Annotated in this window: 8 protein-coding genes and 1 riboswitch; all 8 genes read right to left on the bottom strand. The window is 49.8% G+C overall.

The annotated features are described in order from the left end of the window. Window positions 1-284: 284 nt before the first annotated feature. The gene (locus tag ACI3EW_RS02180; protein ID WP_405579089.1) at window positions 285-1,637 is read right to left on the bottom strand and encodes an alanine/glycine:cation symporter family protein; all 1,353 of its coding nucleotides are present in this window, start codon (window positions 1,635-1,637) and stop codon (window positions 285-287) included. A gap of 148 nt (window positions 1,638-1,785) precedes the next feature. After that, window positions 1,786-1,889: riboswitch (glycine riboswitch) on the bottom strand. Between the two features lie 470 nt (window positions 1,890-2,359). Beyond that, a complete protein-coding gene (locus ACI3EW_RS02175) occupies window positions 2,360-3,751 on the bottom strand; it encodes a sensor histidine kinase (protein ID WP_405579086.1) in 1,392 nt (463 codons plus the stop codon). Then, on the bottom strand, window positions 3,748-4,413 hold the full coding sequence (locus ACI3EW_RS02170; RefSeq protein WP_405579083.1) for a response regulator transcription factor: 666 nt from the start codon (window positions 4,411-4,413) through the stop codon (window positions 3,748-3,750). Before ACI3EW_RS02170 ends, ACI3EW_RS02175 begins: the two co-directional genes overlap by 4 nt. A gap of 148 nt (window positions 4,414-4,561) precedes the next feature. After that, window positions 4,562-6,340, bottom strand: a complete 1,779-nt coding sequence (locus ACI3EW_RS02165; RefSeq protein WP_118530258.1) for a Na/Pi cotransporter family protein — start codon at window positions 6,338-6,340, stop codon at window positions 4,562-4,564. 398 nt (window positions 6,341-6,738) lie between these two features. Continuing rightward, window positions 6,739-7,632, bottom strand: coding sequence for a S8 family peptidase (locus ACI3EW_RS02160; protein WP_118298300.1), 894 nt, complete (start codon window positions 7,630-7,632; stop codon window positions 6,739-6,741). Window positions 7,633-8,224: 592 nt separating this feature from the next. Next, on the bottom strand, window positions 8,225-9,499 hold the full coding sequence (locus ACI3EW_RS02155) for a diaminopimelate decarboxylase (RefSeq protein WP_118530260.1): 1,275 nt from the start codon (window positions 9,497-9,499) through the stop codon (window positions 8,225-8,227). A gap of 123 nt (window positions 9,500-9,622) precedes the next feature. Next, complete coding sequence (pyk, locus tag ACI3EW_RS02150; RefSeq protein WP_118530262.1) at window positions 9,623-11,059, bottom strand: pyruvate kinase; 1,437 nt, start codon at window positions 11,057-11,059, stop codon at window positions 9,623-9,625. 1 nt (window position 11,060) lies between these two features. Further along, window positions 11,061-11,924 (bottom strand): rhomboid family protein, encoded by an 864-nt coding sequence (locus ACI3EW_RS02145; protein WP_405579075.1) that lies wholly within the window; start codon window positions 11,922-11,924, stop codon window positions 11,061-11,063. Window positions 11,925-11,987: the final 63 nt, after the last annotated feature.

The raw sequence follows: 11,987 nt of genomic DNA, 5'->3' as shown, positions 1-11,987 counted from the left end.
ATATCAGATCGGTGATCCGGATAAACTCCGGAAAGATTTCAGATATGGGTACTATATCGGATTTCCATCCGGCTGTCAATCGGCATCCTTCACAAATTCCGGGGAGATTTTTTTACATGTACCACTTGTTATCGCGACAATGCCAAGGCCTCGCGCAAGCGCGGACTTTGGCTCTTTGTTCGCGTAAATCAAAAAGACGGCAGCCCATGCCCACAATACACAGTCTGCCGCCTTACGCTCAGCCTTTCCGGCTGTCAATATTTCATTTTAAAAGACTTCTGCGTCTACCGCTCCTTCGATGCTCTCACCACGAGCCCGCTGAGTGCCAGCAGTGCAAGGACGTTCGGGATGACCATCAGACCGTTGAAGAAGTCTGCTAAAGACCATACAAGCTCCAGCTTCAGGCAGGAACCGATCACGATGCAGACAACAACAATCATGGAGTAAAGCTTTGACGCTTTCTCACCGAACAGGTACTTCACGTTGACAAGTCCGAAGAAATGCCAGCTTAAGATCGTGGAAAATGCGAAGAAGAACAGGCACACCGCGACGAAGATGATGCCGGCGCTGCCGAATCCTTTCATGAATGCCGCCTGTGTAAGCGCTGTGCCGTCCTTTCCGCTGCTCATAACGCCTGTCGTGAGAACGGAAAATACAGTCAGGTTCAGGACGATAAATGTGTCGATGAAGACGCTGACCATCGCGCAGAGTCCCTGATGATGCGGGGATTCCGCTTTTGCTCTCGCATGTGCGTGCGGTGTGGAACCCATACCGGCCTCGTTGGAGAAAAGGCCGCGGGCAACACCATAGCGGATCGCCTCGCGCACTGTGATTCCCGCGCCTGCGCCGAGAACTGCTTCCGGTGCAAACGCCCCCTCAATAATGGAAAGGAACGCTGCCGGAAGAGCCGTGATGTTCATGCAGATCAGAATCAGGCTGCCGACGATATAAACACCGGCCATGATCGGAACGATCTTCTCAACTACCGTTGCCAGACTCTTTGTTCCTCCAAGGAAGATCACCGCTGCGATCACTGCGACAACAATGCCGACGATCACCGGCGAAAGTTCCACATGGAATACCTGAAATGCTTCCACAAACGCTGCCCCGATGGAATTGGACTGAACCATGTTTCCCATAAAGCCCAGAGCAAGAATAATAAATACCGCGAACAGAGCTGCGAGTCCTTTTCCGAACGTTCCTTTGAACGCCGCTTTGATATAGTAGACAGGGCCTCCTGTCACCTCGCCGTTTACCTCTGTCTTATATGTCTGTGCCAGAACTGCCTCCGCATAGATCGTCGCCATTCCGAGGAATGCGCTGACCCACATCCAGAAGATCGCACCAGGTCCGCCTCCGATGAGGGCTGTCGCCGCTCCTGCGAGGTTTCCGGTTCCTACCTGGGCAGCGATCGCCGTGGCGATGGACTGGAACGGGGTCATCTCACCTTTCTCATGCTTTTCGCCGTTCATGCTGAAATGTCCGAATACCTGGCGGACGCCTTCTCCGAACTTTCTGACCTGGATGAATCTTAAGCGGATCGTGTAGTAAAGCCCTGTTCCGCATAAGAGAATGATCAGGAGAAAGCTCCACAGAAAATCATTTCCTTTTGTTACAAGCTGCATCAGTGTGTCCATTTTTGTTATCCTCCTCTTTCATGATCATAGCCGCGGCCCCTGCAATCAATTCCCCGGGCTCACGCGCAAAAAATAAGAGCTGATAAGATATCAGCTCTCCAAAGAGTAGAACATTTGCATACAACGGGGATTTTCCCCATTGTGGTTATTTGTATGCCCTGTCCTTTTGCCTGAGAGATCAACCGGTACCATGGACATGAACCGGTCTTACACCTTCGGCGCTCCATTCGGAGACTCTCCAGAGTGTCCATGCGGACGTTTGTCCGTCTGGACTGCACTTATGCATAACATCCTATCACAATTTCTTCTATACATCAACGTATTTTTAAGCTAAACTAATGAATTTTGTAATTTTTGTAAAAAGTGATGCAATGATGGCAGAAATCAAAAGTGATTTCCTGCAATCTGACGAATGTGGATTTCGCTTCGCCTCCTCATCTCCTGTGCAGCCCGGATTCAACATCTCTCAGCTGCACGATCCCGGATCAGCTGCGTTTCCTTCAGCCGGAGAACGGGATTCCAATCACTCTCACCCGGCCCGCACACTGATCACAGACATCGTCCGGGAACAAGTGAAAACACGTTTCTCGAGTTTCCCCTTGTTATCGCGACAGTCGCCAGGTTCTCGCGCAAGCGCGGACTTTGGCTCGTTGTTCGCGTAAATCATAAAAAGTTGCCGTACGCGGACACTCACTGCACGCGCACGGCAACTGATCAAGTTCTCACTCTTCCGTATTTTCCTTCTGTTCTTCCTGCTGCCTTTCTTTCTCAAGCTCCTGCTGCTTCAAAGTCTCCGAAAAATCCACCCGGATCTCCGTTCCTTTTCCTGCCTCGCTCTCCAGGGAAAGCTTCGCACCGTGCTGTGCCACGATATGTTTGACGATCGCAAGGCCAAGTCCCGTACCGCCGGTCGCCTTCGAGCGGCTCTTATCAACACGGTAGAAACGCTCAAAAATCCGCTCCTGATGCTCCGGCGAGATCCCGATCCCGGTATCCTTTACAGAGAGGAAGGTATGTCCGTTCTCCGTTCCCGTCGTCACCGTCACCGATCCGTCCTTCTTGTTATAACGGATCGCATTGTCGCACAGGTTGTAGATCAGTTCCTCCATAAGCTGCCGGTCCGCAAAGACAGGGGCAGCCCCGCCGCGGACGCTGATCGTCACATTCTGCTTCTTCGCGTTCATCTGGAGCATGTCCACGCATTCCTTTGCAAGCGGGAACAGATCCAGATCTTTATACTCCACATCCTTTTTCCCGCCATCGAGCTGGGAAAGCTGGATGATATCGTTGATCAGTGAGAGCAGTCTCGATGCATTCTTGTGGATCTCCGCGGCGAACCGCTCTGCGTTGTCCCCGGCCATCCCATGTTCGATGAGCTCCGCGTATCCGGAGATTGCCGTGAGCGGCGTCTTTAATTCATGGGAGACATTTGCCGTGAATTCCTGGCGCACCTGGGAACTTTTTAAGATGTCCTCATGCTGCTGCCGGATCTTGTTCATAAACGGGACCAGCTCCTTGTAGGCAGCCTGCGTCCCGGGTTCCGAGAGATTCTCCGCCATCTTCTCGATCGGTGCCACCAGATTCTTCGTAAAGTAATTGGACATCAGGATACAGAAGAAGAACAGGAACACAAACACGCCGACAACTGTCAGCATCATGTTCTGGGTCAGAGCAAAAATATTGTCGCCTTCCCTTGCGATCCGCAGGATCCGGCCATTGTCCAGACGGATCGCGTAATAGAACATGTTTTTATCCAGTGTGGTCGAGCGGCGGGTATCGCTTCCTTCCCCGTTTTCCAGCGCCATATGGATCTCCGGACGGTCCTCATGGTTCTCCATCGCGGTAAAGTCCGCATTGCTGTCAAAGATCACATTTCCGCTGGCGTTGATCACCGTGATGCGCAGCGTATCGGGATTCAGATCATAGGCATCCGGGTGCAGATCCGAGATACTGTCAAAGATATGCATATTTTTCATGACAAGTGCATCCGCCTTCAGATCCCCGATCACCTGTTTCTGATAGACCCCGTAAAAAACGAATAAAACACACAGCAGTGTCAACAAGATTGAAAACACTGCCGTGGCAAGAAGTTCTATATGGATTTTTCTTTTCATTCGATCATGTACCCCACATTTCTCACTGTACGGATCATGGAACCCGCCTCGCCGAGTTTCTGTCTGAGCGTCCGGATATGCATATCCAGAGTTCTCGACTCTCCTTCAAAATCGATGCCCCAGACACGCTCCAGGATGATCTCACGCGTCACAACGATCCCGGCATTGTGGAGCAACAGCTTTAAGAGTTCATATTCCTTGAAGGTCAGGCTGCATGGGGCATCCTTCACATACACCATGTGCTTCTCATCATCCAGGAAGATATCCCCCAGGGTCAGGAACTTGTCCTCCTCCATCGTTCTTCTGAGCACCGCCTTCACTCTCGCGATAAGCTCCATCACACCGAACGGCTTTGTCAGATAATCATCCGCGCCGACATCGAGTCCCTTCACCTTGTCGATCTCGGTGCTCTTTGCCGTCACCATGATCACCGGAAGTTTCTTCGTCTCCGGGCGGCGGCGGAGCTTCGCTACGATCTCCAGTCCGTCCTCATCCGGCAGCATGATGTCCAGGAGGACAAGATCCGGCTGCTTCTCTTCCAGCTTTTTATAAAAATCATGAGCGCACTCAAAGCCCTCTACCTGATATCCGCTGTTTTTCAGTGCGAACATCTCAATTTCCAGAATATTTTTATCATCTTCCACTGCATAGATCAGAGCCATGTTCTTCTCCTCCTGTCTTAATTTCTGTCATTTTCCGTCATCGGCCTGATTCAGATCATGATTTTTATTTCACGATCCATAGTGCCGGACAGCTATGCGTTCCCACGGCATACCGCCCTTTTCTCCTACTATCTTACTACACATTTTCCTAGACTGGAAGCGCGTATTTATCACGATACTGTTCCACCATCGCCGCAAACTGCGGATCTCCGTCTCTCTTTAAATTTTCCAGATATCCGTGGGCATCAAAACCATCGCGCTCGATCTCGATCACGCTGATCGCGATATTGGAACAGTGATCGGAAACACGCTCCAGATTCATAGAAATGTCAGAGAGGACAAAGCCCTGCTCGATCGTACATTTTCCCTTCTGGAGTCTCTTGATGTGATTTGCCTTCACCACGGTATTGATATCGTCGATGACTTCCTCTAACGGCTCCACCTTTGACGCCTCATCCGTATTATTCGTCTCGAACGCATCAATGGACATGTCCAGGATCTCCTTGACGGCATCTAAAAAGATTTCCAGCTCTTTGTCTGCCTTGCTTGAAAAATGCATCTCTTTCTCTTGCATCTCCTTCGCGGAATCCTTTAAATTCATGCCATGATCGGAAATACGCTCAAAATCACCGATGCAGTGAAGGAGCAGGGATACCGTATGGCTGTCGTTTCTGGACAGATTTTTTCCGCCGAGCTTTACCATATAGGTTCCGAGTTCATCCTCATAACGGTCTACAAGGTTCTCCAGCGCCTCCACGCGCTCTGCCTTTTCTTCTGAAAATTCCTTTAAAAGTTCTACTGATGTAAAGAAGCATTCCTTCGCCAGCTTTGCCATCTGGATCGTTGTCTGACGGCACTGCTCTACTGCGAAACCAGGAGTGTCGAGGAAACGCGGGTCGAGAAGACGGAACGCACTCTTTTCCTGCTCTGCGACAGGAACTTCCTTCTTCTGCTCATCCGGGATCGTGAGACATGCCAGTTTTACAAGTCCGTTGCCAAACGGAAGGAGCAGGATTGTCGCCGCAATGTTGAAGCTGCTGTGGATCACTGCGATCCCCATCGCATTTGCCGCTGTATCGAGGAACGAAAAATGAACGACCGCATTGATCGTGTAAAAGACGATCATAAAGATCACGGTGCCGATAATATTAAAGTACAGGTGAACAAGCGCTGCACGTCTCGCATTTTTGGAGGCGCCGATACCGGAAAGCATTGCAGTCACACATGTTCCGATATTCTGTCCCATGATGATCGGAAGAGCCGTGCCGAAGTTGACTGCTCCCGTTGCACATAACGCCTGAAGAATTCCGACCGATGCAGAAGAGCTCTGGATGATCGCAGTGAGGACAGCTCCGGCGATCATTCCAAGGACCGGATTTGAGAACATGGTCAGGATCCCTGTGAATTCCGGTACATTCGCAAGCGGTTTTACAGCACCGCTCATGGTCTCCATTCCGGTCATCAGGATCGCGAAGCCGATCATGATCGTTCCAGCATCTTTCTTCTTCTCCTTTTTGGAGAACATGATAAGGCAGACACCGATGAGTGCAAGGGCCGGTGAGAACGATGTCGGTTTTAAAAGACGTACAAAAAAGTTTCCGCTCTCAATTCCTGTAAGGCTCAGGAGCCAGGAAGTAGCAGTCGTTCCGATGTTGGCGCCCATGATGATGCCGACCGCCTGCGTCAGCTTCATGATGCCCGAGTTTACAAAACCTACGACCATGACGGTAGTCGCGGAAGATGACTGGATCACCGCTGTGACTCCGGCACCTAAAAGGACCGCCTTGATCGGATTTGATGTCAGTTTTTCAAGAATTCTTTCCAGTCTGCCGCCGGAAAGCTTTTCGAGACCATTTCCCATGGTCTCCATTCCGTAAAGGAACAGCGCGAGCCCGCCAAGCATCGTCAATACTCCAAAAAAGTCCATAAAATTCCCCTCTTCAAAATTTTGATCATTCATTAACTTTTTACATTTCTTTCTTACCATGTATCAGAATATCAAGGAAATGTAAAATGCTTGACAGGGATTATGTAAAATCTGTGTAAAATTGTGTGTTTAAAAAATGAGATGTTTTTATACTGGAGTCGATTGATAGAATCTGTAGATTATGGTAGAATTTTCTCATGGTGTCACCATAACGGTAGGCGGTTGGTCCCCGAATTACATAGAACCTGTAAATGCAAAAAAATAACCGCCCCGACCTAGCAAATCGAACGGTTATTTTTTTACTTAATGTCTAGGATCACCCGTCTATCGGTGACACCTCTTTATAAACAATATAACATACTCGCAACAACATTTCAATATGTTTTCGTTTGCTATCTTTATCTCTCAAGCATTTTCCCCACATCCAACAGTCCCCATCCCTGCTGGTTTCTCGGCAATCCGATATCCACCGAACTTTCCCGCAGTCTCAGTTTCACATCCTTATTTGACATGTCCGGAAAGCGTTCCAATAAAAGAGCGACAGCTCCGGAGACGATCGGTGTGCTCATGGAAGTGCCGCTCTTGATCGTATACTTGTCGGCTCTGCTGGAGCAGCTCACAACGCTGCAGCCCGGTGCAACGAGATCCGGTTTGCAGATGCAGGCCGCCGTGGGGCCGCGGCCGGAATAATCCACCATCCGGTTTCCACCGACCAGTACCTCCCGGTCATCGTCCGAACAGCCGACCGTGATCACCTTCCGGCTGATCCCCGGCGTCGTGATGCTCATGGTCCGCGGCCCATTGTTTCCGGCCGCCACCACGACCACAAGCCCGGCGTCCCATGCCCGGTTCACGCCTTTCACGAGGGCGGAATTCTCACTCATCCCGCGTTTCGAGCAGGCGCCCACCGATATATTTAAGATCCGGATGCCAAGCTGTTCCTTTCTCTCCAGAACCCAGGAGATCCCCGCCAGAACATCCGAAGAATAGCCATTTCCTTTTCGGTCCAGGACTTTCACCATGATAAGATTACACCCCGGTGCAATCCCGCTGTACCGCCCGCCGGACATTCGCCCGCTGCCGCCGATGATCCCGCAGATATGCGTCCCATGCCCGCAGTCATCATACGCAAAATTCCGCCGGTTCACCATATCCGCGAAACCGGTCACCCGGCTGTCAAAATCCCGGTGAAGAAAGATCCCGGTATCCAGAACGGCCACGCCGATCCCCTTCCCGGAAAGCCCCATCCGATATGCGCGCTCACAATGGATCTGATCTTTGATATGATTCACATGCAGGATTCCTCCATGCATTCTCTCTTACTTATAAAATATTCTGTCTGCCTGTTTTGTGCGCCCTGCCGCTTTCCGATCAGTCCGAATCCATCACCGGAACTTTCCGGTCTGTGCATATCTTCTGACAGCATTCCCTGTCTTTTCTTTGTTTTCCACATTCTTCAGAATTACGGTCAAATCTTAAAGAAATCTTAATAATTCATTCAAAGAATATACAATCATTTTCCGGCCCGGTGTGCTATACTTTAACCATAAGAAATGCACGAGATATTTTAAATCCTTTATCCTAAACCTTTTTGAAATTGAAATCCTAAATGATGAATCCCTGTACGAGATGTACAGGGTTTTTTCATATCTTTTTGTTCTGGCAGACCTGACACCCACAAGACAAAGCATGATTCTCTATTGCCCATGCGGTCACCTGAAATCGGTCCCAATTTCGCGTAAACGACAAGAGACGGTACCGTTCACCAGGAACCATACCGCCTCTTTTTTCTTTTAACTGACCGCCTGTCATTTTTCAGATCCTGCCCGCCGGCATGGATCCGGCCGCACACCATCTCATATGATCAGGCTTTTCTTTTTTCCCTTACACGTTTCTGACATTCTTAAGAATATCGCAGAAATCAAATGTAGCAAAGTAATCCTTCGGAGTCTCTGCACGGCGGATCATCTGAACGCTGCCGTCCTCCTTGAGGAGAAGCTCTGCGCTCTTTAACTTTCCGTTGTAGTTGTAACCCATCGCGAATCCATGTGCACCCGCATCGTGGATGAATAAAAGGTCACCCATATCAATCTTCGGGAGCATGCGGTCGATCGCAAATTTATCGTTGTTCTCGCAGAGGGAGCCTGTCACATCGTACTTGTGATCACACGGCTCGTTCTCCTTGCCCATCACAGTGATGTGGTGGTAAGCGCCGTACATTGCCGGACGCATCAGGTTTACCGCGCAGGCATCCACACCGATATACTCTTTGTAAGTGTGCTTCTCATGGATCGCTCTTGTGACAAGCGCACCGTACGGAGCCAGCATGAAACGTCCAAGCTCAGTGAAGAGCGCAACATCGCCCATTCCTGCCGGAACGAGAACTTCCTCGTAAACTTTTCTTACGCCCTCACCGATAACCTTGATATCGTTCGGCTCCTGGTCCGGTCTGTACGGGATTCCGATTCCGCCGGAGAGGTTGATGAACTTGATGTCAGCGCCGGTCTCTTTCTTTAACTTCACGGCAAGCTCAAAAAGAACCTTCGCGAGAAGCGGATAATACTCATTTGTCACAGTGTTGCTTGCAAGGAACGCATGGATACCGAAGTTTTTCGCGCCCTTTGCCTTTAAGATCTTGTAAGCCTCCGTGATCTGGGCCTCCGTCATGCCGTACTTCGCATCACCCGGGTTATCCATGATATCAGTTGTTACCTTGAATAATCCGCCCGGATTGAAACGGCAGCAGATCGTCTCCGGGATCGTTCCGATCGTCTTCTCCAGACACTCGATATGTGTGAAATCATCCAGGTTGATGATCGCACCGAGGTCGTAAGCCAGTTTGAACTCTTCCGGCGGGGTATCGTTGGAAGAGAACATGATGTCATGACCAGAAAAACCGCATGCATCGGACATCAGAAGCTCTGTCTTTGAGGAACAGTCCGTTCCGCATCCAAGCTCCTGCAATGTTTTTAAGATGAACGGGTTCGGGGTTGCCTTTACTGCAAAATACTCTCTGAAGCCTTTATTCCAGGAAAATGCTTCCTTTAATTTCATCGCATTCTCACGGATTCCCTTTTCATCATAAAGATAGAAAGGAGTCGGATAGGTCTTTGCGATCTCTTCCAGCTGTTCCTTCGTTACAAACGGTTTCTTCTCCATGTACGTTCTCTCCTTATCAGTCAATATATTCCGCACCCTGAGACGCTCGATCCTGTGCTGTATACACCATGCACTACAGACAGCCGCGCCCGGTGCAAAGCCCGGCAGGCCGGACTCTTTCTTTTAGTCGATATTTACTACACGCATGATATTGGTGGAAGCCGCTGGCTCATGTCTTCTCGCATAATCCACAACTCCCGCAGTCACGACCGCGATATCGCCTGTTTTTACAATACCATTCTCTTTTAAAATGTCAATACTGTTCTCAATTAAAGTGTCAGTGGATTCCGCTCTCTTTGCCTGGAACGGAGTTACACCCCAGTAGAGCATCATCTTTCGGACTGCGGAGATACTCGGGGACATTCCTACAAGTTTTGTTGACGGATGCCACTTGGAAAGCATTCTCGCCGTATAGCCGCTGATGCTCGGTGCAATGATAACCGCTGCATCAAGGGACTGTGCCGTTGCGACGGACGCATAGCTCACCGCATTGGAAATATTGTGGCGGTTATCATCGGATACGGTTCTCTTCTCGTAGAAATCACCGCTCATATGGGACTCGGTCTCCTCAACGATATGAGCCATCATCTTTAATGCCTCGACCGGATATTTACCGTTTGCAGTCTCACCGGATAACATAACGACGTCTGTTCCGTCATATACAGCGTTCGCAACGTCAGAAACCTCCGCACGGGTCGGTCTCGGGTTACGGATCATGGAATCCAGCATCTGGGTCGCTGTGATAACGACCTTACATGCGGCGCTGCACTTTTTGATCATCATTTTCTGAAGGTGCGGAAGCTTCTCCGGTGCAATCTCAACTCCCAGATCTCCGCGGGCTACCATGATTCCGTCGCTGGCCTCGATGATCTCGTCAAGGTTCTCAAGTCCCTCAGCGTTCTCGATCTTCGCGATGATTCCCATTGAGGAACCGCCCTCGTCTAACATCTGGCGGATCTCACGGATCGCATCTGCGGAACGGATGAAGGAAGCCGCGATATAGTCGAACCCAAGCTCGATACCGAAACGGATATCTTCCTTATCTTTATCTGTTAACGCCGGAAGCTTGATCTTTACGTTCGGAACGTTTACGCCCTTTCTCTCTCCAAGCTCGCCGCCGTTCATGATCCTGCAGTAGATCTCGGTTCCCTCAACACGCTCAACATGAAGCTCGATCAGGCCGTCATCGATCAGGATCACGTTGCCCTCTGTTACGTCCTCATTTAAGCCATTGTAATTGATGTGGACTCTCTTTGCGTCACCGACGATATCCTCTGTTGTAAGGATGATCTCCTCGCCTGCTGTCAGGGTTACCTTCTTTCCGTCCTTTAAAACACCGGTACGGATCTCCGGTCCCTTTGTATCAAGAAGAGCTGCTACCGGTTTTCCAACCTCTTCCGCAACCTCGCGGAGCTGTTTGTAGCGGGCTCTCTGCTCATCGTGTGTTCCGTGGGAGAAGTTAAAACGGGCAACATCCATTCCGTTTAAGAGCAGCTGTTTCATGACCTCTCTGTCATCGCTGTTCGGTCCCATGGTACAGATAATTTTTGTTTTCTTCATGTTATGCCTCCTGATTGCTGTTTGCCTGTCTTGGATCCATCCCGCCTTTTGTTACATGTTTGTGGGTATACAGGTGGTCCTGACAGTATTCATAGTCGCCTTCGCACTTGGAGCAGTAGCGGAATACAAGATTCGGGTCGTCCTCCTCGGTACGTCCGCATACAGCACAGCGGTGGCGTCCGATCTTTTCCGCTGTCTTCTGCGCCTCGCGCATCTGTGAGTGAAAGACCTGTTTTCTCCGAATTTCCTTTGGATTCAGACGGCTCCCCCTGGACATGAAGAGGTATACGATAAAATTAAGTAAAGACATAACGATCGCAATTCTCTGCGACATGCCGCCGAAAAGGAATCCATAGACGAAGTAGAGTCCATCAAAAAGTGCCAGATACTTCGCCTTGATCGGAAGTACAAAAAACAGGTAAAACTGCATTTCCGGGAATGTGGCCGCAAATGCAAAAAACAGGGAAAAGTTCAGATAATCTGTGGTGAGAATATAGACCTGCCCTGTAATGATGTAGATCAGCAGCGCCGCAAGGACATGGCCGATCACACCCATAAAAAAGTACACATTAAACCGGAAGGTTCCCCAAACCCGCTCCAGAGTCATTCCCAGATTGTAGTAAAGGTAGATCGCTATCAGGTTGAAGAAAAGACGGCCAGACGGCGGCCAGATCATAAATGTAACGACTCGCCAGATCTGTCCGTGAAGGATCGCCCTCGCATCCAGCATCAGGTACTGGATGTAGAATGCCGGTGCCATCATCTGGACCAGTACGCCCACCGCATACAGGATCACGATATAATACATGAGATTCGGAATCGCGTACCGTCCGAATTTCCGCTCCATCTTGTTCATAAAATTCATTGAAGCTTTCCTTTCCTAATAGAAATATCTATTTCTCCTACGCCCCGTATTATAATTCCCAAC

The sequence above is a fragment of the Pilosibacter rotomagensis genome (genome assembly GCF_045062245.2).
In the GTDB taxonomy this organism is placed as follows: domain Bacteria; phylum Bacillota; class Clostridia; order Lachnospirales; family Lachnospiraceae; genus Pilosibacter.
This window is presented reverse-complemented; position numbering and strand designations above follow the sequence as displayed.

Excerpts from the sequence above, each read along its gene's own strand:
- ACI3EW_RS02180 (WP_405579089.1), bottom strand. The coding sequence starts at position 1,637 with ATGGACACACTGATGCAGCTTGTAACAAAAGGAAATGATTTTCTGTGG.
- ACI3EW_RS02175 (WP_405579086.1), bottom strand. The coding sequence starts at position 3,751 with ATGAAAAGAAAAATCCATATAGAACTTCTTGCCACGGCAGTGTTTTCA.
- ACI3EW_RS02170 (WP_405579083.1), bottom strand. The coding sequence starts at position 4,413 with ATGGCTCTGATCTATGCAGTGGAAGATGATAAAAATATTCTGGAAATT.
- ACI3EW_RS02165 (WP_118530258.1), bottom strand. The coding sequence starts at position 6,340 with ATGGACTTTTTTGGAGTATTGACGATGCTTGGCGGGCTCGCGCTGTTC.
- ACI3EW_RS02155 (WP_118530260.1), bottom strand. The coding sequence starts at position 9,499 with ATGGAGAAGAAACCGTTTGTAACGAAGGAACAGCTGGAAGAGATCGCA.
- pyk (WP_118530262.1), bottom strand. The coding sequence starts at position 11,059 with ATGAAGAAAACAAAAATTATCTGTACCATGGGACCGAACAGCGATGAC.
- ACI3EW_RS02145 (WP_405579075.1), bottom strand. The coding sequence starts at position 11,924 with ATGAATTTTATGAACAAGATGGAGCGGAAATTCGGACGGTACGCGATT.